This window comes from Ktedonobacter robiniae, from assembly GCF_016587375.1.
In the GTDB taxonomy this organism is placed as follows: domain Bacteria; phylum Chloroflexota; class Ktedonobacteria; order Ktedonobacterales; family Ktedonobacteraceae; genus Ktedonobacter; species Ktedonobacter robiniae.
In genome coordinates this window covers 586,210-612,214 of record NZ_BNJG01000002.1, presented here as the reverse complement: position 1 = coordinate 612,214, position 26,005 = coordinate 586,210, and the positions used below count along the sequence as shown (strand labels likewise).

18 protein-coding genes and 3 pseudogenes are annotated in these 26,005 nt (G+C 53.7%); 9 read left to right on the top strand and 12 right to left on the bottom strand.

Going from position 1 to position 26,005, the window contains the following annotated elements; translation table 11 throughout:
• Positions 1-741: 741 nt before the first annotated feature.
• The 4 genes from JMJ04_RS46765 to JMJ04_RS48090 all read left to right on the top strand — a co-directional run bounded on the left by JMJ04_RS46765 (position 742) and on the right by JMJ04_RS48090 (position 2,714).
• Positions 742-981: a helix-turn-helix domain-containing protein gene (locus tag JMJ04_RS46765; RefSeq protein ID WP_236038319.1), complete on the top strand. Its 240-nt coding sequence runs from the start codon at positions 742-744 to the stop codon at positions 979-981.
• A 61-nt stretch (positions 982-1,042) separates the two neighbouring features.
• Entirely contained in the window at positions 1,043-1,165 is a 123-nt protein-coding gene (locus JMJ04_RS48815; RefSeq protein ID WP_420799524.1) for a hypothetical protein, read from the top strand.
• Positions 1,166-1,422: 257 nt separating this feature from the next.
• Entirely contained in the window at positions 1,423-1,695 is a 273-nt protein-coding gene (locus tag JMJ04_RS46760; protein WP_236038317.1) for a transposase, read from the top strand.
• Positions 1,696-2,588: 893 nt separating this feature from the next.
• Complete coding sequence (locus JMJ04_RS48090; RefSeq protein ID WP_255552818.1) at positions 2,589-2,714, top strand: hypothetical protein; 126 nt, start codon at positions 2,589-2,591, stop codon at positions 2,712-2,714.
• A 228-nt stretch (positions 2,715-2,942) separates the two neighbouring features.
• On the opposite strand, the gene JMJ04_RS23175 is transcribed toward JMJ04_RS48090, so the two are convergent.
• The 4 genes from JMJ04_RS23175 to JMJ04_RS23160 all read right to left on the bottom strand — a co-directional run bounded on the left by JMJ04_RS23175 (position 2,943) and on the right by JMJ04_RS23160 (position 7,318).
• A complete protein-coding gene (locus tag JMJ04_RS23175; RefSeq protein ID WP_201372825.1) occupies positions 2,943-3,905 on the bottom strand; it encodes an IS630 family transposase in 963 nt (320 codons plus the stop codon).
• Positions 3,906-4,185: 280 nt separating this feature from the next.
• Positions 4,186-4,386, bottom strand: coding sequence for an ArsR/SmtB family transcription factor (locus tag JMJ04_RS23170; protein WP_201372824.1), 201 nt, complete (start codon positions 4,384-4,386; stop codon positions 4,186-4,188).
• Between the two features lie 452 nt (positions 4,387-4,838).
• Complete coding sequence (locus JMJ04_RS23165; protein ID WP_201374471.1) at positions 4,839-6,221, bottom strand: aldehyde dehydrogenase family protein; 1,383 nt, start codon at positions 6,219-6,221, stop codon at positions 4,839-4,841.
• Positions 6,221-7,318, bottom strand: coding sequence for a phenylacetate--CoA ligase family protein (locus tag JMJ04_RS23160; RefSeq protein WP_201372823.1), 1,098 nt, complete (start codon positions 7,316-7,318; stop codon positions 6,221-6,223). The genes JMJ04_RS23165 and JMJ04_RS23160 overlap by 1 nt, the downstream gene beginning before the upstream one ends.
• 289 nt (positions 7,319-7,607) lie before the next feature.
• Between JMJ04_RS23160 and JMJ04_RS23155 the strand changes: the two genes are divergently transcribed.
• Together JMJ04_RS23155 and JMJ04_RS23150 are read left to right on the top strand one after the other, a co-directional pair.
• On the top strand, positions 7,608-8,327 hold the full coding sequence (locus tag JMJ04_RS23155; protein ID WP_201372822.1) for a PAS domain-containing protein: 720 nt from the start codon (positions 7,608-7,610) through the stop codon (positions 8,325-8,327).
• Positions 8,275-9,420, top strand: coding sequence for a sensor histidine kinase (locus JMJ04_RS23150; RefSeq protein WP_201372821.1), 1,146 nt, complete (start codon positions 8,275-8,277; stop codon positions 9,418-9,420). The genes JMJ04_RS23155 and JMJ04_RS23150 overlap by 53 nt, the downstream gene beginning before the upstream one ends.
• Before the next feature lie 5 nt (positions 9,421-9,425).
• Here the strand turns inward: JMJ04_RS23150 and JMJ04_RS23145 are convergent.
• Positions 9,426-11,818 (bottom strand): annotated as a pseudogene (locus tag JMJ04_RS23145) (glycoside hydrolase family 65 protein).
• Between the two features lie 613 nt (positions 11,819-12,431).
• Here JMJ04_RS23145 and JMJ04_RS49480 point away from each other — a divergent pair.
• A pseudogene (locus tag JMJ04_RS49480) lies at positions 12,432-13,639 on the top strand (IS110 family RNA-guided transposase).
• A 204-nt stretch (positions 13,640-13,843) separates the two neighbouring features.
• Positions 13,844-14,963 (top strand): IS3 family transposase gene (locus JMJ04_RS23135; RefSeq protein ID WP_420799497.1). Its coding sequence is split into 2 segments (ribosomal slippage): positions 13,844-14,118 and positions 14,117-14,963, totalling 1,122 coding nucleotides; the frame shifts between segments, so codons are not numbered across the junction.
• Positions 14,964-15,491: 528 nt separating this feature from the next.
• Here JMJ04_RS23135 and JMJ04_RS23130 read toward each other — a convergent pair.
• The 6 genes and pseudogenes from JMJ04_RS23130 to JMJ04_RS23105 form a co-directional block, all read right to left on the bottom strand.
• Positions 15,492-16,946, bottom strand: a complete 1,455-nt coding sequence (locus tag JMJ04_RS23130; RefSeq protein WP_201372820.1) for an MDR family MFS transporter — start codon at positions 16,944-16,946, stop codon at positions 15,492-15,494.
• 543 nt (positions 16,947-17,489) lie between these two features.
• Positions 17,490-18,653 carry an RNA-guided endonuclease InsQ/TnpB family protein gene (locus JMJ04_RS23125; RefSeq protein WP_201372819.1) on the bottom strand — a complete coding sequence of 388 codons (1,164 nt, stop codon included), beginning with the start codon at positions 18,651-18,653 and terminating at the stop codon, positions 17,490-17,492.
• A gap of 228 nt (positions 18,654-18,881) precedes the next feature.
• Positions 18,882-20,759, bottom strand: coding sequence for a beta-L-arabinofuranosidase domain-containing protein (locus tag JMJ04_RS23120; protein WP_201372818.1), 1,878 nt, complete (start codon positions 20,757-20,759; stop codon positions 18,882-18,884).
• A gap of 36 nt (positions 20,760-20,795) precedes the next feature.
• Positions 20,796-22,055, bottom strand: a pseudogene (locus JMJ04_RS23115) (RNA-guided endonuclease InsQ/TnpB family protein).
• On the bottom strand, positions 22,027-22,218 hold the full coding sequence (locus tag JMJ04_RS23110; protein ID WP_201372817.1) for a hypothetical protein: 192 nt from the start codon (positions 22,216-22,218) through the stop codon (positions 22,027-22,029). The pseudogene JMJ04_RS23115 and the gene JMJ04_RS23110 overlap by 29 nt, the downstream one beginning before the upstream one ends.
• A gap of 359 nt (positions 22,219-22,577) precedes the next feature.
• Positions 22,578-22,775, bottom strand: a complete 198-nt coding sequence (locus JMJ04_RS23105; protein WP_201372816.1) for a ribbon-helix-helix domain-containing protein — start codon at positions 22,773-22,775, stop codon at positions 22,578-22,580.
• 83 nt (positions 22,776-22,858) lie between these two features.
• Here JMJ04_RS23105 and JMJ04_RS23100 point away from each other — a divergent pair, with 83 nt between their 5' ends.
• Entirely contained in the window at positions 22,859-23,986 is a 1,128-nt protein-coding gene (locus tag JMJ04_RS23100; protein WP_201374469.1) for an RNA-guided endonuclease InsQ/TnpB family protein, read from the top strand.
• A 100-nt stretch (positions 23,987-24,086) separates the two neighbouring features.
• Here JMJ04_RS23100 and JMJ04_RS23095 read toward each other — a convergent pair whose 3' ends face one another.
• Positions 24,087-26,003 (bottom strand): glycoside hydrolase family 127 protein, encoded by a 1,917-nt coding sequence (locus JMJ04_RS23095; protein WP_201372815.1) that lies wholly within the window; start codon positions 26,001-26,003, stop codon positions 24,087-24,089.
• Between the last annotated feature and the right edge of the window lie 2 nt (positions 26,004-26,005).

Below are 26,005 nucleotides of genomic sequence, written 5' to 3'. Positions count from 1 at the left end.
CATCCCACAGACAAACGACATATGGAGGGCGCGTGAGCACATACTGCCAAAACTCGAGCGAGAAGCTCTTCCCCCTGTCCAGCCCAACCTGTCTTCTGGTTCGTTCTCCGAAGCCGTGCCGAACTTTGGCGGTTGCTTTCTCGCATTGAAGAGGAGACGCTTGTCGTATGACGTTTTCTTCCGTCACCGTCCAGATTGCGCCAGAATCGAAGCCCTCAACTCCGTCTTGGATGGGAGAGGCCCACGGGATGAGCAACGAGATGTAGCTCAGAAGTGATTTGGCTTGAGAGTGTTCTTCGCTGCCCTCTCGTTTTCATAAAGCAGAGGTTTTCTGATCCTTTACCAGCAAAAAGCCGGAGCGTGAAACGGCCTGTGAAGACACCTCAATCAAAAACACATCTCGTTGCGTACGGGCCAGATTGATGAGATCACTGGATGAGGGGAAATGGGCATAATTATTTGAGGGAGTACAGGGTTCTTCTGCTTCAGATAATGGTGCGATTTTGCCCTCATCCAGTGATCTCATTTACATTCTTTGCTCAACCACGTCATTATCCGATTTTCGTTCACACAAAGATCTGATTTACAGTCTACTTTAGCGAACGTTGCTTAGCCGTTGCTCGATGTGTTCCGCGATTCTTTGCCGACCAGTGGTTTCAGAACGCTAATCAGCAATGCTCTACTATTGACCTGAGCATGAGGATCTAAAGTGAAGAACGATGCGAGCCGATGAACGGAGGTATGAGTAAGAAAGAAGCCCTTCCCAAAGGTTGGCGCGAAGGCCGACGACTGTGTGCCTGGCAACTCTATCAGCAAGGCTGGAAACAGAAAGACATCGCCGAGGCCTTGGGAGTCACTGAAGGCGCGGTGAGTCAATGGATGCGTCGAGCGAAGAAAGATGGTCCTGATGGGCTGCGCCACCAACCGCCTCCAGGTCCCCAACCCAAACTGATGCCAGGAACAACGCGTCCAGTTGCCTGACCTGCTGGCCAAAGGATCCGAACACTATGGATTTCGCGGCGAGGTCTGGACCACAGCTCGGGTGGCAGTGTTGATCAAGCAGCAATTTGGCGTCAGCTATCATCCAGCCCATTGTAGTCGCCTCCTTCGCGCATCCCGCGTACAGTGTGCAAAAACCGGTCGAACTGGCCACCCAAAGGAATGAAGAGGCCATCAAGGCATGGAAAAAAGAGTGCTGGCCTGCCCTCAAAAAAAAGCATAGCAGGAACAGCGACAGATCGTTTTTGTAGACGAGTCGGGCTTTTATTTGTTGCCGATGGCGGTGCGCACCTATGCTCCTGTGGGCCAAACGCCGGTCCTGCGCGTGCCACTGACGTATGACCACATCTCGGCTATTGGGGCGCTGACTCCTGAGGGGCGCCTCGCGCATGCAGACCCAACAACGCTCTTACAAGGGACCAGATGTGGTGTGTTTTCTGCGACTGCTTTTGCGCGAGATCTCAGGCAAGTTGCTCGTCATTTGGGACGGTTCCACCATCCATCGCTGCCAGGCCGTCAAAGATTTCCTGGCGCAAGCAAGGCGCTGCTGCACGCATTCACCTGGAGCGTTTGCCTGCCTATGCACCCGAGTTCAATCCTCAGGAAGGGGTCTGGAATCTGCTCAAACGCCGTGAGCTCAAGAATCGCTGTTGCAAGGATCTGGCTGAGCTTGAGCAGGAACTGCTGCTTGCCTGAGCCTTGCACGGGCATCGCAAGCAGGCTTTGCGTCACTGTTTTGTTCATGCCGGCTACGCTCTTTAGGTTCTTATGCTGAGATCAATAACTGTAGAAGTTGACTTTGCACTGGAATGGAAGTGGTGCTGTTTTGGAGTGGTGGGGAGAAATCGCACAATTTGGCTTTTTCTCAATGTGTATAACAAATTTGAGCATAACGAAAGGGACATTTTACACCAACGGGAAATGATCATGCTGGTTGCGTATTTCCCACAAAGGACGAAAAAACACGAATATCTTCAGCAATTGCTTCTTGGTGTTCCCATTCGGGGAAGTGGCAACCCGAAGGCAAATCTTTCCAGTGATCACACTTTCAGAAGCGATCGGGCTAGAGGCCTTCCCTTCATTCATGGCACATGAGCCACCGAGATCACCTGAAGAGTTGTATGCCACAATACCCAAGCCAGAGGGAAGGCTAAGATCCTAGCGGAAATGGTAACTATTCAGATGGATCAAGCAAAAGCGGGAAGAACAGGATTCTCCGCCAATGTTTATTCCAATGCAGCAAGCAGCTTTATCCCTTGCTTACGCAACGTGGAAAGATAACTGCGAATGCGACAAAACATGAGGATGGGCTAAGGTCCTAGCAAAAATGTACATTAGCGCACTTCTGTTCTAATATCCAGTGAATAAATACTTTTTTTACCTCTTGTGCACCATGACTAAAAACGTTTAGCCGAAATTTCTCGAGGCTGACATGCATATGCGCATCTTCTTCCCGCTCTCTTGCGGCTAGTAACAGCTCCGTAGCGCGGCCCTATTTCAGCTTGATTTGGTCTTGCTGCACATTTTCGCTAGGATCTTAGTCTACCCTCAAACCAGAGCGCTCGTCCCTTTTGAGGGGGCGATGGGAAATGGAGAGTCCTTTTCTGGGACTTGGGTACCGGGGTTCCGATTTCCTGAGCCCCAATGAGAATAGCCTGGTAGAATCCTCCTTCTGCCATGTGGTCCAGGAGTATGGGAAGGCACTCTTCCCTTGAAGAGAAACGGCTTGTACGCTGATCGGCTCCCGCAAAGAGCGCTTCTGTAAATACATCCTGGGCTGATGATCAGCCCAATCCTAAGGTGATGTGTGCGCAGTGGGTCGGACTCGAAAGCAGTCCGTTGCCCAACAGGCTCATCAGGTCACCCGACCCTGAAGCCCTGGCTCTCCTCGGAGTTGAGGGCAAGCCTTTCCCCTAATGAACTTTAACAATCAAAGTCGGTAATCAAGGACTACGCAGGGCAATAGCGAGCTTCCCATTACCAAGGAGCCCAACAGAGCGAAGCAAAGCTTGCGACCCTTGGGCGAACTGAGCAAAAAAGGCACGACACCGTTGACGAAATTGGTCCCATGCATCAGCGAAACGGTGTAAGTGCAAGACTTCTTGTCGAAATTTGCGCCAGAGCTTTTCAATGGGATTGAGCCAAGGAGCATAGGTCGGGAGCCAGACAATCTCTAGGCGAGGGAGAAGCTTGAACTGCGCCTGAACCTCGGCATGGGTATGGATCGACCAGTTATCCATGATCACATAGATCTTCTCAGTATTGGGGTAACAGCGGTCGATTTGTTGCAGGAAGGCACAGACCTGCCTGCGTCCCACGATGTAATTGTCTAGGGTCGTCACTCTGCCAGTTAAGGCATCAAGAGCACCAATGATCCGCCATTGCCTTTGAGGAGATCGTTTGCGGTCAGCTACTGGCGGTGGTGCAGGAGCACGCGCTCCCCAATCAGGAGCTGGGTCGGGCCAGCGAAAGAAGCCCATTTCATCGACAAACAAGGCAACGAAGCGAGAAGGGGCGCGAGCAACTTGTTCTAAGACGGCCAGGAGATGCTCAAGCTTTTGCTGATACTGAGGATCAGGGCTATACATCTGAGTACGAGCAGCACGCAAGCAAAAGCCTGCGTCTTGCAGGACTTTCCAAATCCCAGCCAGACTGTAGTTCGCAAGAAAAGGAAACACCTTGGCGATCTCAGAGAGCGTCCACCGACTGGGCAGCGTTTCTTGGTTCTCTCGACACTGAGCTCCAGGGCCTGCTCTCAGTCGCTCTTCAATCTCTTGAGTATGATCGAAGACGAATCCGATGAGGGCCACCATGTCGGTGAACAACCAGACCCATGAGGCCTTCGTTCTGATACCACTGCAGCCACTGATACACGCTATCAGGGTCTCGTGGCCGCAAGAGTCCATGTTTAGCAACCCAATGGGGTGAATGCCCCTGGGCGATTTTGAGCAGGGCTGCGCAACGCTCTCGCACATGAGGCAAGGGGTGATGATGAACCGCTTCCTCTAGCGCTACACGCTCTGGCTTGTTGAATGTCACGTGCCAACTCTGACCGACTTTGCTCATTTGGCTCATCAGAAACTCCTCTCTTGAGAAATACCTTCCTTTGAGAGGATAGCATTACCGATCTTGATTGTTAAAGTTCATTAGGGGAGAGGTAGGTGACACAAAACGACAGCGAAACTATTACTTCTGCTGGTAGGTCAAAAGTATCTTCTCCAGTAGCCCAGGGAAGCGCATCTCCAAATCCTCTCGACGTAGCGTAACCTGCATCCGTCTTCCCTGTGGCACCATTCGTACCAACCCAGCTTCACGCAACATCTTAAAATGAAACGAAAGCGTTGACTTTGCCACGGCTTCGCCGACGAGAAAGTCGTGACATGCCATTGTTTCCTCTGACTCGTTCGCAGGAAAGCCAAGGGGAAGTAAACTTTTGATTCTATAACCATATCGGGTCTCGCACCACGAAGTCAAGCACCTTTCCCCTTATTCAAGGGGAGGATGCTTGACTTCGTCTGATTTATGCTTAACTATATTCCTTGGGAGAGAAAGGTGACCCACTGTCACTCTGTCATTTCTCGCTCTCACTGCTCATCCAGGTCCTCACGTGAAGAGGAAGCGAACACGCGCACGCAATCAGATGGAAGCACAAGGTAGGGCTGAAGAACCTGCACCAACGTGAGCTGTTCGAACTGAGCATCGTTGATTTCCACCGCCAGGTGGGCGATGTCGCTACTTGGACGGCCACACGACCAGCCACACGATCATCCATGTGTCTTTCTCTTCTCTCCCATCCATTGTTCTCTGGATCGTGGACGCGGCCTCCCACTCCGTGTATGTCAGTCGCGGATGACGGCTTTGGTGCGCATCAAGAACTCGCCGAGATAGCTATCATGTGGGACGCCTGGTGCTATCCAGTACGTCGGGTGGTTGCCGATATAGAGGTTCTTGATCGTCGGATCCGTGAGCAGTTCGTCCAGCAACTTCTCGTACCGGGTGACCGCCGTAAGCACCAGGGTGTTTTTGAGGGGAGCGATCCCGGCCTCCTGCGTCCACGGCGCAACCCATACGCACGGAAAGGCCAGTTCGATATTTGCCTGCTCGGCGAACGGATTGTCCAGTTGGTGAACGGCTGGCCGCAGCACCGCGCTGCCATCTCCCAGTTCATCCACGACTCCGTTGCCGCCCAGATGAGCCCGGGTCCCGGCGGCTTTGTCCAGCAGGTAGCGCTCGATTTTCTTCGCGGCCTCCAGGGGATAGGCGGGCAGGACCGCCTGCTCGTTTTCGGGCGGCAGGCTTGGAATCGCCGCGAGCCGCTCGGCAATGGCCTGTGCGACCGGCGCCGGGTCGCCCTCTACAAACACTGCCGTGGTGTTGATGCAGGCCGTCCCGCCCATATTGCTGATCGAGTCAACAATCATGTCGAGGGAGGAGTGCCAGTCCGAGTCTGCAGTGACCAGGATCTTCGACCGACCAGGCCCATTGGGCAAGATGGTGGGGTTTGCGGCGTACTTCTCGATGACCTCCTGCCCCCCGTAGACCATACTCAGATCGGCCTGGCGCAAGATCTCGTCGGCAGCGTCATAATCGGTAGGTAGCAGGACCACCTGATCATCGCCGAACCCGCAGGCCCGCAGCGCGTTCATCAATCGATATGGGGTGAGCGGTTCCCGCCGCGAGGGCCGGACGGCCACACGGTAGCCCAGGGCCAGAGGCTCCAGCCAGAGACTGTGCACGCCAGGTTCGTTGCCAGGTGCATGCACGGCAAAGACGTTTCCACGCCGGATCCAGACTCCCGTCCCCTCACGGGCCTGTGGGTCACGCCAGTCGTTCACCGCTCCGATTGGCCGGGCTTGCTGCGCGCTCCAGTAAGCCTTCGCCGCGTATTGGGCAACGGCCTCCACGGCTCCGCGTACGATGGATAGTGGCGTTCCGGACATGCGACACACCGTATGCTGGTACTCTGCAGAGGACATGCCATCGACCTCTCCCATTGCGAACAGTTCCCCAGCCCTGCGGAGGGCGGTCAGGCGGTCCTCCACGGGGAGCGTCTTCGCTTTATGCAGCGCGGCCATGGCCCGCGTGACGAACAATCTGGGCACCAAGCTCAGTTCGGCCAGCGGGTGGCCCGCAACATCCGTAACGGTCAGACGGTTATGTGTCCGGTACGCCCCTTTGGGTCCCAGCGCATCTATGCAGAGCAGTTGACTGAGTACACTCATCAGTACACCCCCTCGATAACAGCTTCGTTGCCAAACTGCGCGACGGGAGCCACGTCGGCCACCGAGTCGCCTACCTGACCCGCCGGGGGTGCGATCCGGGTGGCCAGGTCGCGCTCCAGGTTGTTGGGGAGCAGCATGTTCTTGCTGACGTGGTTCATCACGACCTGGCCTCGTTTGCCGTAGTCCACCGTGTGGCCACTGGCAGGGTCGATCACGGAAAAGGTGATGAAGGGCGAGGGGGGATCGAAAATGCGGGGATCGTCTTCGGTGAGACCCACGCGCTCGGGAATACCGCAGAGGATCATCGTGCTTCCAAACGCTCCGACGAGCTTCACGTTGGGGAAGACCTCGGTCTGAAACAAATGGCGGGTGTCGGTATCCATGTGCGCTCCGGCCCACAGAATCCCCTTCACCTTCTGGTTGATCAGTTCCACCAGATCGTCGTGTTGGGCGATGCGCTCCAACAGAGGTGGCGTGGTCATGAGGACGCCGATGTCCTGGCTGTGCAGTAGGAACGAAGCCTGCTCGACGAGGTGCTCGACGTACGCGCGGGCCTCCTCGCTTTTGCCGGCGGCAATGAGTTTCTTGACCCAGCGCGGATCCATGTCGATCATGAACGCGAGACCACCGCGTGTAGTAGCGTGCAATCTGGCAAACTCGCCGACCATATGAGGTCCTCTCGGGAGGAGGGCAAGCCAGTTCACGTTTCGTGGAAACCCGTGGGCGTCGAGCCGGGCGTCCAGCCATGTTCCCACTTTGTCCGCCCAGTCACGCAGGAAGACCACTCGCTTGGGGATACCAGTAGTGCCACCGCTTTCGGGAACGCCAAAGACATCGGGGTGCGGCCCGTATCCTCTGGGGATGAGATCCTCCGCTCGGACATCGCGCAGTTCGTCGACGATATTGGGAAAAAGCGCCAGGTCCTCGATGCGTTTGACGTCTTTGCGCGGATCGAAGGGCAACGACTTCGCCCGCTTCAGCCAGTATGGCGAGCCGGTCTCTGGATTGAAATGCCACTCCATGGCGGTGTGAAGAAACTCCTGGGGGTCTATCCTGGCATCAAGTGGTAGATCCAGGAGAGCTTGCGATGCGATCATATGAGACTACCTCCATCCTGACCGACGTGATCGACCAGGTGATCATAGTGTTTCACCTTGACAACAACTTCAGGAAGAGTCCCTTCAGTAATATTCTATACATACGCCAATAGATCGGATCAGCCGATTTTTTCGCCGGTGCTATTATGAAGAGAGTCAGGGAAGGGCTGTTTGAACTTGATGAGCAGGCTATCTCTTCCATTGCGGCGGAGGATGATCGTCTGTCTCCCCTCTCGCGTCTTTTTCTTACTCGTTGCCTATGCACTCACGTCCACAAAGGAGGGACGAGATGGGTCAGAACGCGCCGCAACCAGTACCATCAGCGTTTCAAAAATCGATGTCGTTATGGCACCTCGAAACGTATTTTGCCTCTCTTCCCGATGCCATCATGGTGTGGGACCGGGCAGGCAAGCTCCTCTTCCTGAATGCTGCGGCGCTGACGCTCTTTGATGCCCAGCCTTCAGCTCCCTGGTTGGGCACCTCCGCTCAGCAGTTCCTCCAGCGCTATGCGTGGTACGACGAACAGCAACGACCGTTCTCTTTTCCCCCGTGGCTGACCACTCTCAAGGAAGAAACCGCGTCCTTTCCCTACGAGCAGATCCTTGTCCTTGCTCATCCTTCCCAGCACCAGGTGTGCCTCGAACTGCGCTGTTCACTGGTGTTTGACGGACAGCAACAGCCAACAGGCGTGCTAGCGTCCTTTCATGTGGTGGCTTCCCGCTATCAAAAGGCCCTTCACATCCAGCGGGTCTACGAAGCGTTGATGACCTTGAACGAAGCCATCGCGCGGATTCCTGAGCAATTCCAGGGAGCGCCCTCTGAAGAAAACCTTCTCCTCTCTCCTCCAGTACTCTTTGTCGGCCAACAGCTCGTGGACTTCATTCGTCAGATCCTGGCGTGCTGGTGCGTGAGTATAATGGCCTTTCGCCCTCCATCCCCTCATGTGGGGGTACGTGGTGGGCAGCGGCTTCACCGCCGAGCGAGAATACCTCTTACGTGCATTGAATGAACACTTTTACCCCACCGACTTTTTTGACGAAACCGTGCTCGCTCGCCTCCAGGCCAATCAGGAAGTGGTTCTCGCACCAGGTTGCTTCCGCATTCCGACCGGGTATCCTGAGGAGCTGGGGAACGCGAACCTCCTGGTGCTTCCCATAATATTCTGGAAGCAGAGGCTGGTTGGGGTGCTGGTGATCCAGAAACACGAGTGGGAGGGTGGATATACCCAGGAGGAGATTGATCTCATCAGAACGGTCGCCGAGCACGTCCGGCTGTTCATTGAATGTTTGGGCTCCTTGCAAACGTACTTGGGGAAACAGGCCAGGGAATTGGTCATGCCCGAAGTGAATCGGCTGCTCAACGATTTCCTGCGGCTTGCCAGCCATGAACTGCGCACCCCGCTGACAGGGATCAAGGACAATCTGCAGTTAGCACAGCGCCGCTTAGAGCGATTACAGAGCGAGCTCGCCCAACAGGCTGAGCGCACGAGTGTGCAGCTTGAACGGACCCGGCAGTCGCTGGAATCTGCTGAGCAGAGCGTCCGGCTGCAAGAGCGCATGGTGCAGGATATGATCGATGACGCGCGTATCCAGGCTGGTCAGCTAGATCTTACGCTTGCGCCCTGTGATCTGCTCGTGCTGGTCAAACAGACGGTGGCAAAGCAGCAGGAGTCTATACCCGAACGAGCGATCAAGCTCGAAATCCTGACTCCCGAACTCACCATCCCTGTCTTGGCCGATGCTGGGCGAATCACCCAGGTGCTCACCATCTACCTGACCACGTCCCTCGCCTCTTCCCCAGTGGAGCAGCCCGTGACCCTTCAAGTGCAAGAAGAGGAGCAGATGGCCCGCGTCTCGGTCCATGACGAAGGGCCAGGTATCCCACTTGAAGAGCAGGTTCGCCTCTGGGATCGCTTCTATCGGGGAAAAGGCAGCTCCGTTCAGCAGGAACTGGATTTGAGTGGGGGGTTACGCTTCTACCTGTGCCGGACACTCCTCGAACATCATCACGGCACCGTTGGGGTTGAAAGCACCCCTGGGCAGGGAACGACATTCTGGTTGACCTTACCCATGATCAAACCGGCGAGTGCGTCAACAGCATGACACCCCTACCTGTTATGATGGAGTAGTTCCGCTGGTCCGTCGGAGAGGGGACGGGCAGCACGTTTCAGAGGGACACGCCCAGGTGGCTGATCCGGTCGTGGGCCTGCCTGGATCTGCGATGTGGGCCGGATGACGACTTCCTGGGTGGAAAGCGTGATGGTCTCGTCCTCATGCCAGACCGCCAGCGGCGAGCCTTTCAGAAGCACATACCGCACCTCTGTCGGCGTGATGTCCACCCCGATACAGCGGTTGCGGAACACCACGCGGAACGTGAGCCGGGTGATTCCCTCTGGCAGCCTGGGGCCAAACGCGAGCGAATCGCCGCGCAGACGCAGTCCTCCGAAGCCAGCGACCAGGGCGGTCCAGATTCCCACCAACGACGCGAGATGCAGGCCGTTGCGCGTGTTCTGCGCCAGATCATACAGATCCAGAAACGCCACCTCGGCGAAATAGTCATACGCGAGCTGAAGGTGGCCCACCTCAGCCGCAATGACGGCCTGCGTCGCTGCTGAGAGCGAGGAGTCGCGGACGGTCAGCGGCTCATAGTAGGCGAAGTTGCGCGCCTTCTGCTCTGGCGAAAAGGCATCGCCCCGCAGATGCATGGCCAGAACCAGATCAGCCTGTTTGACCACCTGCTTGCGATAGAGATCAAAATACGGAACGTGCAGGAACAAGGGGTACTGCTCTGGTGTGGTGTCCGCAAAGTTCCACCGTTCATAGGAGGTAAAGGCGTCATCCTGGGGGTGACGTTGAGGTCCTGGTCATAGGGGATGAACATCTTCTCGGCTGCCTCGTTCCAACTGGCTATCTCGTCCGTGTCTACGCCGAGGGAGCAGGCTACCTGCGGATGACGCCTGGAAGCCTCTGCCGCTGCGCGCAAGTTCTGCTGAGCCAGCAGATTGGTATAGACATTGTTGTTGGCCAGGGCGCTATACTCGTCCGGTCCGGTGACACCATTGATGCGGAACTGCCCATGGGTATCAAGGAAACCGAGCGAGCGCCACAACCGTGCAGTCTCGACAAGCAATTCCAGCCCCACCTCCTGCTCAAATACGTGATCGTCGGTGCATGCGATGTAAAAGGTCACCGCATACGCGATATCCGCGTTGATATGAAACGCAGCCGTACCAGCCGGCCAGTAGCCTGAACACTCCTCACCATGAATGGTTCGCCAGGGAAAGGCAGCTCCGCGCAGTCCAAGTTGGCGAGCCCGTTCCCTGGCCAGCGGGAGGGTCGAGTGACGCCAGTGCAGGGTTTCGGCGGCAGCGTGAGGGTAGATCAAGGTCAGCACGGGCAGAACAAAGATCTCGGTGTCCCAAAAGGTGTGCCCATCATAGCCGGGTCCGGTCAATCCCTTGGCCGGAATCGGTCGCTGCTCTCCTCGGCGGCATGCCTGGAGCGCATGGAACTGCGCGAAACGTACTGCCTGTTGCAGCTGTGCATCCCCTTCCATCTCGATCCCTGCATGCTTCCAGAACATCTGCACAAAGTCACGCTGCTCCGCGAGCAGGCCCTCCCAGCCCGTGGACCGGGCAGCAGTGAGTGCAGCGAGGAGCTGGTCGTGGATCGCTGATCGCGAGCGCTGGCTCGACCAGCCATAGGCCAGAAACTTGATGATTCGCAGTCGCTCGCCAGGTTGCAACCTGGCACTGAAGGAGATGCGTGCGATGTCCGGAGTACTCTCTGCTTCCATCGTCATCCCCTCCGGCCCCTCGACCAGGTGATCCATTGCCGCGCCGATGCGCAGGTGGCTGGCCTGGGTGTGATGAATCAAGAGTCCACGCAGGTTCTGAACATCGTGCTCCTCGCTTTCGAGCGGGAGCAGGGGAACCGCGCCTGCTCGCGGATCTTTGCCGACATCGGGTAGCGCCTCATTTGCCACGAGCTCCGATTGCACCACGATGCGCACGGGAGCGTCAAGTGGCTCCACCTCATAGCTGATCGCCGCGATCGCCCGTTGGGTAAAGGAAACCAGGCGGATCGACGATACCTTGATCGTGCGGCCGGTCGGCGAGCTCCACATGGCGGTCCGGCGTAAGACTCCTGCGCGCAGGTCGAGTTCCCGCTCATGACGTTGCAACTGGCCATACCGGATATCTAACGGGGCACCATCGACCAGCAGGCGGATGATTTTGCCATTGGTCACGTTGACGATCGTTTGCCCCGATTCAGGATACCCATAGCCTCCCTCTGGATACGGCAGGGGCCGGAGCTCATAGAAGGAATTGAGATAGGTGCCGGGAAGGCCACACGGCTCTCCTTCATCCAGGTTGCCACGCAGCCCGATGTGTCCGTTGGAAAGGGCAAATATCGATTCGGTCTGTGCCAGCACGTCAAGGTTGAGTTCCCTCTCGCGAATGGTCCACGCTTCGACGGCGAAAGCCGGTTGTGTGATCATCGGTCGTTTCTCCCTTTGACTCCAGGAAGGGACGAATTGAGGGGAGAGTCATATGCGAGGGCTTCTTCCCCATGAAAGCGAAAGACTTTTGGCGCCAGAAACACTCCGCCCAGAACTCTGACAGCGTGTCAGATCCATCACAACCCTCATGTCAATGCTCCTTCATACTATACTATTTCTGATCCACCTCCGTGGATGAGAGAGGCTCCTTCATAGTATGAACCCAGGAACAAAGATCAACCAAAAACGGAGAGCCAGGTTATGGGTCAATGTAGCGCTGTGTTTCATCTCAACGCTACATTAAGGATGTATTCGCATAATCTAGAAAGATGATTGATGAGAGATGTTGAGAGAGAAGCAATCATGTTTCCCCTTATACGCTAAGCTTAAACCAAGCCCCCTTGATGAGGGCGGCAGGAAGTGGATAAACTGACTGCGATGGGCAGGAGGGCGAAAGCGCATTTTCTCCACCCGGCTTGACCGACTTGAAAAGAATGAGCTTCGCTTTCCCTGTTCCTGGAAGCCAATGATGATTGGAAGGACGCGCTTTGAGCGCCAAGTATAAGGACCCCCATTTATCCAGGAATGGCCCGGCCCGCGAAAGGATCTCGATATGTGGTATGCTGGCCTCGATTGGGCTGATCGACACCATGACCTCGTGGTCATCGACGAAACAGGCCGCAAAGTCGGCCAACTGCGAGTGGAACACACGCCAAAGGGGCTCGCCAGATTGGTAAGCTTCTTGCAAGACATTGCTCCTCTCAATCAAATTGCTTGTATTGTAGAGACGACTCATGGTTTGCTCATGCGCGACCTTGTTGGAGGACGGAGTCGCTTTGTATCCAGTCAATCCTAAAACCGTTGATCGCAAGCGCCCTGCAAGTGGAGCGAAGACCGATCTGATTGATGCGTATTTGCTGGCCAAGCATGGCCGTTCGGAGTTTGCTGATCTGCGCCGTCTGGACCCTGACAGCCCCACCGTTGCAGAACTGAAAGTCCTGACTCGTGATCAGGATACGCTGATCCAGATGCAAACCCGGCTGGTCAATCAACTGACCGCTTGTCTCAAAGCGTACTCTCCTGTGGCCTTGACCTTGTTCACCAAGCTCCAGCAAAAATCGACCTTGCTCTTTTTGCAAGCCTACCCTACGCTTGAAGCGGTTCAGGCGGCGACCCAGGAGCAACTGCAAGTGCTGCTCAAACAGGCAGGCCACCCCATGCCTGCCAAAGTTGCCTCCACTATCGTCGAAGCGGTACGACAACCGCAACTGTGCGCTGATCCCATCACGGTCAAAACCCGCATCTCGCCTGACGCTGGCCTTGGTCGCCCAGTTGTTGTCCCTGATCGAGCAGATCAAGGCATATGACAAGGAGATTGCTGATCGTTTTTTGACCCACGTCGATAGCCCGATCTTTGAGAGTCTTCCCGGAGCTGACAAACGCCTGGCTCCCCGGCTGTTGGCCGAATGGGGAGACGATCGCCAGCGTTACGCAGAAACCAGAAACATCCAGGCTCTGGCTGGAACCTGTCCCGTCCCCTGGAAGAGCGGGGAGTACGCCACGGTCCATCAACGCTTTGCCTGTGTTAAGCCGCTGCGCAACGCCTTGCACCAATTTGCCTGGCTGAGTACGCAGCAGGAGGCGTGGGCTAACCACTATTACCAGCGCAAGCGCGCGGAGGGCAAAAGTCACAGCATGGCCGTTCGCGCCCTGGCAAATGTCTGGGTGCGTATCATCTTTGCCATGTGGCACAAACGTGAAGTGTATCAGCGCGCCACTTTTGAAAGTGCTCAGCGCTTGCATGCTCAACACGCCGCCTGAGGCCGTTCTTCGATGAGAGACCTGTTTGAACCCATCATTCCAAAGGGTGGGGCGGCTTCTCATACTCGTTTTCTCCCTCGGCAACTTCATCGCTTTCTCTCAGTTTCTGATTACCCTTCCGGGGCTTATAATGGGGGCGGAAAACTGGACAGGGAGATGAGATAAAATAGCAGGAGGGAGAGTACATCCACAAGGAGGCAGATTGTGGCAAGTTCGCCGAAGAAGTACAATAGTGACTTTAAAGTGAAAGTGGCCTTAGAAGCCATCAAGGGACAGAAGACCCTCAACGAGATCTCATCTGAGTATGGAGTTCACACCACTCAAATTACGCAATGGAAAAAGCAAGTGCTTGATGAACTGCCACAGATCTTCGCACGCAACGGTCATGAGCGGGCCAAGAGCGAAGAAGCCTTAATCGCCAACTTGTATCAAGAAATCGGTCAGCTCAAAGTCGAGCTCGATTTCCTGAAAAAAAAATCTGGTCTTTCCCGTTGAGCAGAAGCGGCTCCTCATCGAGCCTGAGCATCCTCACTTGTCGATCGTTCGTCAATGTGAGCTGTTGGGGCTGGCCCGTTCAAGTTACTATTATGAGCCTGTCCCTGAGAGCGAGGAAGATCTTCTCTTGATGCGCTTGCTTGATGAACAGTATACCAGGACGCCTTTTTACGGGAAGCGCAAGATGGTCACTTTTCTTGCCGAGCAAGGATATCAGGTAGACCGCAAACGCGTCAGACGACTCATGCAACGAATGGGGCTAGAGACGATCTATCCCAAACCACGGCTGAGCCGACCTGGCGAACCAAGCGTACGTTATCCGTATCTCTTGAGAGGAGTGAGTATCACCAGCCAAGATCACGTCTGGAGTAGCGATATTACCTACATCCGCCTGGCCCGAGGGTTTGTCTACTTGGTGGCCATCATTGATTGGTTTAGCCGCTACGTCCTGGCCTGGGAGCTCTCAACGACGTTGGACACTGGTTTCTGTGTCGATACGCTTGATCGGGCTCTGGGGGCTGGGCAACCCAAGATTTTCAATACTGACCAGGGGGTTCAGTTTACCAGTCACGAGTTTACCACTCGTCTGCTTCGCTCAAACATTCGCATCAGCTGGGATGGGCGAGGACGAGCCTTAGATAACGTGTTCGTAGAACGTTTGTGGCGCAGTGTGAAGTATGAGGAAGTTTACCTCAAAGACTACCAAACGGTTTCAGAGGCGAGGAGTGGACTGACTCACTACTTCCAGTTTTACAATCATGAGCGATATCACCAGTCGCTGGACTACAAAACACCTTTTGTGGTGTATCGCTCCAAACATTCGTCATGACTTTTCCATAATGCTGAGTTTACTCTCAAAATTGGCCCATTTCTGTCTAGACAAACGGTACCACCATAGCTTGACATAGAAGTTCTTCTCAACAAATTGAGAGATGGTAACATCGGTGATCAAGACAGAGGGGACACATACAGGCACTTGACCTGTCAATTTCTGAAAGTATTGGTCGCAGCGAATGCAGAGGAAGTGAGCAAGTGTGGTTCAGACCAAGATAGGAGGAAATGCGAGGAGTTAGCTGCCGCCTTGAGACACCGCACAAACGCTACCCCGTTCCAATGAAAGGGAGACCTCCGCATTGTCTATTTCATCAGCGAGCTTCAAGGGCCGGTTTGACATTTTTCCTCTCTGATTTTACCACAGATTGCGAGTTGGTATGACACATCCGTATGTCTGGCACAGTGACAGTATAGCCCGCGCTCCTGGCATAGAAGAGACTCTGATAAATTTTACCTTTATCAGAGTCTCACAGTTTGTGTCGAACGATTGCGTATAGAGAACCGGGGCAGAGAAAAGCACGTATTACAGCACCGGCATTGGTACTTCTGAGAGTTCCTCCTGGCCGGAGATTTCACGTCTCATCGTTGCCTCTGCATCTTTATCGCGTACCTGGTGGGTAATGCTCACGCCGATGAGGACAAGTACAGCGGCGACAGCAAAGGCAATCCGATAGGCGGACAGATTGGGGACCGGGATGCCCTGCATTCCGGGGCGTGAGAGTCCGACGATGCTGAGCACTGTACTCATTACCGCAATCCCAAGGGCCGACCCCAGTTGCCAGAGCACATTGTAGACGGCCGTTGCTCTGCCCATCTGTGCGGGCGTGATCGTGGCGAAGGCCGCCGTTTGCATGGAGAGAAACATATAGGCCATGCCTCCACCCATTAAAAACAGCAGGATGCGGATCAGCCAAAGACTCGTGTTGCCATCCACGAAACACATAAACACCATCATCCCGGTAGCCCAGAGCAACCCCCCGATCGTCAGGCGGCGCGGACCGATACGTCCGTAGAGGCGCGAAACAATCTGCATTGACGCAACTACACCTATCGATTCAGGGAAAGTTGTCAGACCAGAAAGGAGCGCCGATATGCCGCGTCCTTCCTGTAAATAGAGCGGGGCCACAAAAAGAACGCCCAGAAAGCCCGCGCTACCGAATAAGCCGACCAGCGTACAGGTGCGAAAAATATGATTGCCGAACAGTCGCAGGTCAATCATTGGTGTTGGTGTGCGTAGTTCAACGATCACGAAGGCGGCCAGTAAGAGCAGGCCGATGATGGCGCTACTCAGAATACTCGGAGAGGTCCAGCCAAAGGATGCCCCTTCACTTAATGCATACATCGTCAGAGCCAGACCGACGCCAGCCAGCACAAAGCCGGGTAGATCGAAGTGTTCATCGGCAGCCTGTCGATGCTCTTGTAGGTAGAGCAGGCCAAAGATCGTTGCCGCGATCCCAAAGGGAATATTAACATAGAAGATCCAGCGCCATGATAATTGATCTACAAAGAATCCACCGATCACTGGACCGGTGGCTGGTGCAAGAACCGTTGGAATCATCAGGATGCTTGACAGACGAATCCGTTCCGATGGTGGAAAGGTGCGATAGAGAATCGCTGTGCCGACTGGTAGGAGTGCTCCCCCTGCCAGTCCCTGTAAAGCCCGAAAGGCCACCAGTGTCTCGATATTCCAAGCCAGGCCACAGAGCGCGGAGGCCAGGCTGAAAAGCGCCAGGGCCGACAAAAAAACCTGTTTTGTTCCCCAGCGATCCCCCATCCACCCTGATACAGGAATAATAACTGATAAACTTACGATATACACTACCATTACAATATTAATAGATGTGCCTGCCATATGAAACTGTTTACCCAGTGAGGGTAAGGCCACAGTAACGATTGTTCCGTCCATAATGCTCATAAATAATGCCGCGACGAAAACAATGCTTACACTTACCTTCGGATTGAGACGAAAGCGGTGCATAAAAAGAATCCTCCAGGGAAATAGACATTCATAGGATTTTTGCTCAATACAATGCATGTTAGAATGATGTCGGCTTCAAAATATCGCCAGTTTGAGCAAAGAATAATGGGTGCGTGCAGATGCACCTCGTTTAGATCGAGAGGCTTACTGTTGAGTTTACTCTATCCTGCTATAACTTGTAAACAGTCCTTCTGATGAACTTATTCCGGTTGTGTTGCAAGAAATAAGCTGATCTGCTACATTCGAGAAAAGAGGATCGCTAATGACCGAGCAGAATCCCGTTATCATTATGCACAAAAATGCCGTCTATCCCAAAGTGTATGCTGAATTGAAAGTGGAAGGACACATCCTTGAATGTCATTTAACTTGATTTGTGGTTCATTCCATAGGATGCATAACGAGATTTATCTCAGCATTTCCCTAAGAGAAGGAGGCACTTTCTGCTCCGATTTTCCTATGCAAACGTATGCAAGCACACGTTTGCACCGAATTTCGTTGTTCCTGTTTCATCCGTAGGTGCCTCCGGGCCGAAGCCCTTTGGTCTTACTCCGCGTCCGCAGGCAAGTTTGCGTCTTCGTCCGAGCCAGTACCGGAGACGGCTTGATCCATGAGCCCGATCAAGCGAAGGGCTTCCCGTAACACATTCTGACCTGCGTTGTAATCTCGATCCTGCGGAAACTGATCATACGGACAAGCAGGATTCTGACACACAAAGAAGCGATCCTTGAGTGTCATCGCTTCCCACGTCCAACCGCAGCAATGACAGGTCTTGCTGGAAGGAAAGAAACGGTCCACCTTGATCACCAGTCCCCCACGTTGCGCCGCTTTTGCCTCAAGCAGACGCCTGAGGGTGCCCAGCGAGGCATCGGCGAACGAGCGAGCGAGACGGCGATTCTTGAGCAGTCCCTTGAGGTGGAGATCTTCCACTCCGATGATCCCGTAACTGTCGGCCAGCTTGGTTGTGAGCTTCTGAAGGACATCCTGGCGCAGGCAGGTGATGCGATAATGCAGGCGGGCAACCTGTTGGCGCGCTTTCTCCCGATTCTTTGATCCCAGTTTTCGGCGATGCAGCCGTTTGTTGGCCTGACGCAATTTCTTGAGCGCGGTTTTGAGGAAGGCTTGGTTTTCGACTTCCTCTCCTGTACTCAAGGTGGCCAGGCGGTTGAGCCCCACATCGATACCCACGGCGGCTGGTTTGTTCACCGGGATGGCCTCAGGGATCTCAACCTGGATGGAAACAAACCACCAATCCGCTGTTTTGGTGATGCGCGCCCCTTTCACACGGCCCACAAACCGCAGTTTCTCAGCCAGATTGACCCATCCGAGCTTGGGGATCCACATGCGATGATCCCCCAACTCGAATTGATCATTGGCAAGGTAAAAGGCGGGTTTGCTTGTTTTCTTGCTCTTGAACGTGGGGCGTTTGGCTTTCCCTTCAAAAAACGCGGTGAAGGCTTTTCCCAGATCGAGAAAGGGCTGATCTGAGGCGTTCTTCGTCACCTCCCATGTCCAGGGAAATTGCACCCGCCGAATCGCGTTGAATTGCTTCTTGAGTTTCAAGGCGGTGGGTTTTTCTCCGGCCTCATATTGGCGGTTCCATTCGGCCAGTGCCCAATTCCACACAAAGCGAGCAACGCCTGCGGCACGAGCAAAGTAGTTGGCCTGCTCAGGTGTGGGATGCAGTCTGATCTTATGGGCACGAATCATGCGGTTCTGCTCTTTCTCTTACCTCATATTTTTTAGTATAGGACAAACGTTCTCATCTGTCAAGAAGCCCGAAAGCGTGGCGTCTTGCCCACGATTGATCCCTGCTTCCCACTTTTTGGGAAACAGTTGCATTCTCCTTCTCTTGTGGAAAATATCTTCAACGTGAACAGAGGAATACGATGCCTCGGTTGACCGAATAGAGCAACTGTTTACTATCTTCTATATGAACTATTCATCAAGTACTGGAAATTCCGTCACACGCAAGTTCGTACAACCATAGGGGATCAGTGTGAGATCCTCAACGGGCTGCTCTGATGAGACTGGAGAAACAGGGAGCGGACCGGCGGCATTGTGTTCAAGCGTCCAAGAAGGGATTCGCCTCCCCTTTACCCTCAGATGCACAGAGGCTCCTTCTGGAGAGAAAGGGACTGCGCCTGGTGAATGAAAGACTGTGTGGCAGGAGTGCTCTAGATGTGCCCTATCCATCTTGAGCGCATAGTTCCAAGGTCCTTTTGGATGGACCTCCCAATCAGCATGTGGAGGCTCGCCTCGAATCTGCTTCCATTCTTCTTCTATTTTCAGAGCATAGACGAGAGGGCCTCGCTCAACCGAGACACTGGCATGATAGCGCGTTTGTGCGTGTATCCGCATAGGAAGGTGCAGACAAATGAGAGCGGGCCGATGCCATTCTTGTTCAACGCGATAATAGGTGCCAGGTTGCATTGGCTCTTGCCTACCACCCTCCAGAATAATATGAGCACCTTCAGCCCAGGTTGGAACACGTAAAAGAAGGGGGAAACGTATCGGACATTCAGTAGAGACGACAATGTGTACTGTTTCACTAAAAGGATAGTTCGAATCCACTTGAATCTGCACTGGTATTCCTAACACCTGAGTAGCAATGGTACAGGGAGCATAGGTCAGTGCTGCCAGTCCTTCGTCCTGGGTTCTCATCCATAAATGCGTCGCAAACTTCGGCCAGCCCTGATGCATATTGGCCGTACAGCACCCAAAGTGTGGTTCCAGACCAAAAATGTTTGCATCCGCCCCATTCGTTGTATAGATCTTATCCTCGTCAATTGCACAAATTACCTGGTTTACTTGTTGGTCATATTGATGTGCCCACATATCTGGTTTGAACGTCGCAGGAAGAGCATTGAAAGCGATTCTTTCCCAACGATCAGCCAGAGAGATCTCCCCCAGAATAGCCAGAAGCACTTCTAACGAAAACAAGTATTCGACGACAACACATAATTCTGTCCCCTGTGAGGGATTCTTTCCAGCAAGGTTTTCATCTGCCGAGAATACTCCAGTGACTTGTCCATGATAGGTATCGAGCGTCTCAATGATTGTTTGTATGGCTTGGCGGTGCTGTTGCTGTTGCGAGAGGCGATACCACACAGCCGGTTGCTTCAAGGCCATACTTGTGTTGACCCCATGATTTTCATGTTCCCAGGTATCCTGCCTCTCTGTATAGAGAAAATGCTCAAAATGCTCTATCCAATCATAGCTTTGTTGTTGAACAGTCTGTATTAACGCAAGAAGCCAATCCTCTTCTCTTCGCTCATACAGCCAGTACAGAGATAAAACAAGATCGGCACTCCGCATCCGAGCCCATGACTTCAGAGATTGCAGCGCAAGCAGTTCTTGCAACCTCTGAAAGAAGCGTACCAGAGCTGGGATGATTCGCGAATCTCCTGTGGCCTCCTGATACTGGGTCATGGCTTTGAGTACTACCGATACGGGCCATGGATCATGTTCATATCCATCCTTGTTCTTTTGCAGAGGACCGATCCATCCATCTTCATGTTGGTGATCTAGAATATACGTTATCCAATAGTGAGCCTTGGCCTTCAGACGTTGATTGTCGAGAAGAAAGGCTAAAGGAACCAGACCATCAAGCCAATAGGGACCTCTCTCCCATGCATCTGCTGTTCCACCAATCCAGCCACTGTTTGCAATATCAGGCCAGAATTCGTCGAGGTGCCCGGTCAACCCTTCGGCCTGGATCTGCAACTGACGTAACAGCCACCCAACTGGACGAATATGGCCTGGTGGAAGAGGATCGAAGGTGGCTCTGACTAGCTTCTTCCTGTTTTGCTGCATGGTTCTTGCTGCCTTTCTAAATCTACTCAAAAGTGCTCACGCACGCTCAAATAGATTCAATTGCTGCACTTGCCCCTCACAGGAAGCCTCCTTGACTTCTACACCGCTTTGGGTCGCATGCAGCACACCGCACTCAGAACGAGCCTGAGCGTGTGGCTCTCGCCGAGCAAAGAACCTCGCTAGGATATTGTGAGCACTATTTTCATCTCTATCCATCACGAGTCCACATTCAACGCAACAATAGGTGCGTTTCCAGAGCGGCATTGCTTGTACATTGCCACAGCCAGAACACATCTTGCTCGTGTTGCGCTCATCTAAGAAATGCAACTCTTTCCCAGAGAGGACACATTTGTACTTGAGCATTTCGAGAAAGGCATACAGCCCCTACTCGTTATAGACCGCTCGATTCAGGTGTTTATTGCGCTCTCTATGCTGTTTTGTGACCATTTGCCGTTGGGAAAGATCCCCCACCACAATAGTTCTTTCAACCAAGTTGTGGCTTATCAAATGGGAAGCCTTATGCAGACTGTCCCTTTGCTTATTGCGTTTCTTCTGGAAAACGCGCTTGTACACCTTGCGCAAATGCAAGTAACGGCGTGACTTTTTCTTGCACTTGTCACGCTTTGACCGAATTTTGTCCAGTTGTTTGTTGTACCAGCGTGACCCTTTGAAGCCTTCGACTGTATAGATTCTGCCTTGCTCATTCACGCCCGTTGCCAGTGTTTTGACGCCTACATCAAAGGCGGCAACACCATCGGTTGTGCATGGCTTGGGTGTTCGCTCAGCCGGGAAAGAGGCAGAGTAGTTGCCTCTGGCATCTCGGCTGATCGCCACTTCCTTATAGCCTTCTGGAGGTATTTCTGTGAGACGTGCAATGATGTTGTGATAGACCTTTGCACCATGCTTGCCTCCGCCTCCTGTGGGTAGAATGAGCTTGTCATCTTCAATCTTGATGTACATGGCTGGATAGCAGAGCGTAAAAAAGCAGTGCCGTGGGCGCACACGTGGGAAACCGGGTTTCTCTCCTGCTTTGACTCTGCGATAGAAGGCTTTCATTGCGCCATGAAGGCGATAGTAGACCTCTTGAAGGAGTTTGCCATAGACCTGAACAAGTTGAGGATCATGCTGCTTACTTTCTTGCAAGCTTCGTTTCGCCTCATAGAGATCCCACTTCTCACCCGCCCTGAGCTTCATCACCCACCAGTTGTACAGTCCCCGACACTTGCCTTGCATAAATTCAAGGGTGGCGGCATCTTGCTCAGAAACCTCAATCCTGATCTTTTTGCAAAGCAGCATCCTTGCTTTCCTCCTTCTGCTGTCGTTGCAAACGGATATATTCTTGCTGAACCAAATGCTTGAACGTGTGAACCATACTTTCTCGACGAAGCGCAGCTACCACTTTGAGAGTTTCAATGTCTTCTTTAAATGCACGAAAATTTGCGTACTTTTTAGTATCCATGTACGCGTTGTACGCAATTGCGCTGTATTTGTCAAGAGGGAAAAATGTATGCAAGTAGAAGATATTTAAGCACAATTACACACAAATTCACTAACTGTTGATATGCTCCTCTCTCTAAAAGCAACGACAAGGATCTATAGGATCAATCTCAGGCTGTCCAGGCTCAAGTGTCTTCTCGGCCATTGTTCACCCCTTTTCGCCCTTCTCTTATCAGTGCGCCTGGAAAGGGCCTGGAAATCGAGCTGTGTAGAACGAGTTGAAAGAAGAGACATTGTATGTTGAAAATGTACGATGTCTCCTCTTCTCTATGAGCGCGAGAGACGCTTCTTACAGAAAGCGAGCCAGAAAGCCCCTGTGATTTATCCAGGGGATGAATGGCTCTTCCTTGTTTGGGGCATGGATGGAGTAGGCTGATACGCCGGGTCATCCCACGCCAGATATGTATCTAAGGCTCGGCGTATGATCTCTGCCATTGGCAAATCCTCTTCCTCACTCCGTTTCTCAAGTTGCTTCTTTTGACGTTCTGTGATGTAGATGTTCGTTCGTTCTTTGCGCATATTCCTTTTCCCTTCTTCTTTGACATACAACCCCATTAGGTGGCATAATAACAGAGAGATACATGAAAGGCAAGGGCGCAAGGATGCTCATCTACGAGTACAAACTTGATGGGAACAAGGCACAATACGCTGCCATTGACGAAGCGATCCGTATTGTGCAGTTCATTCGTAACAAGTGCCTCCGCCTCTGGATGGATGACCACGCCAACAAGAATGACTTGCAGTGCTACTGTGCTGTCCTTGCCAAAGCGTTCCCCTTTGCTTCCTCTCTCAATTCTCAGGCACGTCAAGCCAGTGCCGACCGAGCGTGGTTTGCCATTCAGCGCTTTTATGACAACTGCAAAGCGAAAAAGCCAGGGAAGAAAGGCTATCCCCGTTTTCAGCACGATAACCGAAGCGTCGAGTATAAAGGGACAGGCTGGAAGCTAGAACCCGATGGGCGGCATATCACTTTCACCGATGGATGTGGGATCGGTCGTCTTCGTCTCGTTGGCACACGTGACATGAAAACCTTCCCTGTGAAGCAGATCAAGCGTGTGCGCCTCATTCGTCGCGCCGATGGCTACTATGCACAGTTTGCAGTGCAAGCAGAACGAAAGATTGAACATGTTCCCGCAGGGAAACGGGTTGGTATTGATGTTGGCTTAAAAGCGTTCTATACCGACTCTGAAGGGCAAGCTGTTGAGAACCCACGCCACTATCGCAAAGCGGAAAAGCGTCTCAAGCGGCTGCAACGCCGCCTCTCCAAGAAACAGAAGAAGTCAGCCAACCGCAAGAAAGCTCGTCAAGCGGTCGCCAAAGCGCATTTGAAAGTTCAAAGGCAGCGCGAAGACTTTGCCAGAAAGCAGGCAAACGCGCTCGTCTCGTCTCACGATCTGATTGCCTTTGAAGATTTGCAGATCCACAATATGGGAAGAAACCGCCACCTTGCCAAGAGTATTCACGATGCTGGCTGGGGACGGTTTCTCTTGTGGGTAAACTACTACGCCGCATTGCATCACGTCCCTGTGATCGCTGTTTCGCCTCACTACACCAGTCAGAAGTGTTCAGCGTGTGGCACACTTGTCAAAAAGACGTTGAGTATGCGCACGCATGTGTGTACTGGCTGTGGGGTCGTGTTAGACAGAGACCACAATGCGGCGTTGAACATTTTGCAGAAAGCGCTCAGTACCATAGGGCATATGGGAACTGATGCACCGTTGAGTGCATGAAACGCTTCTGGACAGGAAGACCGCTACTGCCTCTCAGTGATGGGAGTCAGCACGTCGCCTGGGTAAAGGAAGAATCCCCCTGGATTTATCCGGGGGAGTGTCAATCTGGCTTAATGGGGAGCCAGACCTGCATGGGCCCAGCCTCGCGATTGGCCCATGCGTAGTAAGGGATAGCGGTCAGCGTCGCCGGGGCGTAGGTCGGTTGTTCCTCGCCATAGGTGCGGTAGAGTTGTTGTTGCCAGTCTGTGTCTGTACGCGCGAAGGCTAATGTTTGAGCGGTGACGACGCCACCCAGAAGGTTTTCAGCGTAGTGCTCGCTCCACTGAAAGTCTTTGGGTAGGTACAAATCCCAGACATCGGCCTCGTGGTCGGCCTGCTCGACACAGTAGACCAGCGGACCGCGCAGTAGAGCAACACGCCCATTGTTGTTTGAGATGTATGGATGGCTGGTCACGGCGCGCATGACCAGTGGCAACACAAGCTCTACCTGATCGCCGGGTTGCCAGGTGCGTTCGATGCGACAATAGCTGCCAGGCTGGATGGGAGGCGCGAGTCTTTCACCATTAACGCTGACCGTCGCGCCATGCGCCCAGGCAGGGATGCGCAGATTGAGGCCAAAGGTAGTGTTTGCCTGTTCGGGTTTGATGCTGAGCTTGATCTTACCATCCCAGGGATAGTTGCTGGTCTGCTTACATTTGAGCACGCTACCTTGTGGCAAACGCACATTGGCTTCACTACTCGTGTAAAGGTGAACCCAGAGGTCAGCGTCCGAGGTTGTGTAGATGTAACCCGGAAGCGAGGCCAGCAAGCGCGCTACATTGGGTGGGCAGCAGGCAGTCCCGAACCAGGGCTGACGGCGATGCCTGCCACGGTCCGCCAGGGGATTCTGATAAAAGTAGCTCTCACCATCCAGCGAGATACCAGCGAGCATGCCATTGTAGAGGGTGAGTTCCATAGCGTCGGCATAAAGGGCATTGCCGGTGAGGAGGAGGAGACGCCAGGCCCACATGATATGCGCGATGGCGGCGCAGGTCTCGGTGTACGCCTGATCGTTTGGTAGCTCATAGCTCTCACCAACGGCCTCACCGTCGTAGCGTGATCCGACGCCTCCCGTGACATAGACTTTATGCTGCTGTAGGTCCGCCCAGAGGGCATTGATCGCATGCAAGAGAGCTTGTTCACCGGTTTCTGTGTAGACATCAGTGGCCCCGGCATAGAGATAGAGAGCACGGACAGCGTGTCCCACTACCTCGTCTTGCTGGCGGAAGGGCGCGTGATCCTGGTAATAAGTCTTGCCGCTGATAATGGGAGGCTGTTGACCACGATTGTCAATGAAGAATTGTGCCAGTTTAAGATAGCGCTCCTCGTCCGTATCGCGGGCCAGTTCGACCAGGGCCATCTCTATCTCAGGGTGTCCACAGGTGCCAGGACGCTTGCCGGGGCCAAAGACGCTATCGATAGAGTCAGCGAAGCGGGTGGCGACATCCAGCAGGGTTGTCTTGCCCGTGGCGCGGTGGTGAGCTACGGCAGCCTGGATCAGGTGTCCCGCGCAGTAGAGTTCGTGCATGACCTGTAAGTCTGTCCAGCGCTTATCGGCGTTCTCGAAGGTAAAATACGTGTTCAGGTAGCCGTCTTCACCCTGGGCGGCGGCGATCAGTCCAATGACCTCATCAACTAGCGCTTCCAGTTTCTCATCCTTCTCGGCTGCAAGCGTCCAGGCTACGGCTTCGACCCATTTGTACACGTCGGAGTCGTTGAAGAAACGACCCTGGAAGGGACCCTCGATCTGGCCCGCCGCGCGCCGGAAGTTGTCGAGACGCCCCGTCTGCACGCATTGCTGGTACTGCGAAGGAAGTGTGATGGTACGGTTGATCTGGCGGCGTGGTTCCCAGAAACGATCTTGCAGGCGCACCTGGCGCAAGTGTAATGGATGCAGGCGTGCCTGTGGGCTGTAAGTGGTATCTACTACGAATGGCTCGTGAAGGTGAGGATGTGATTCTGTTTGTCGCAGAGTCATGG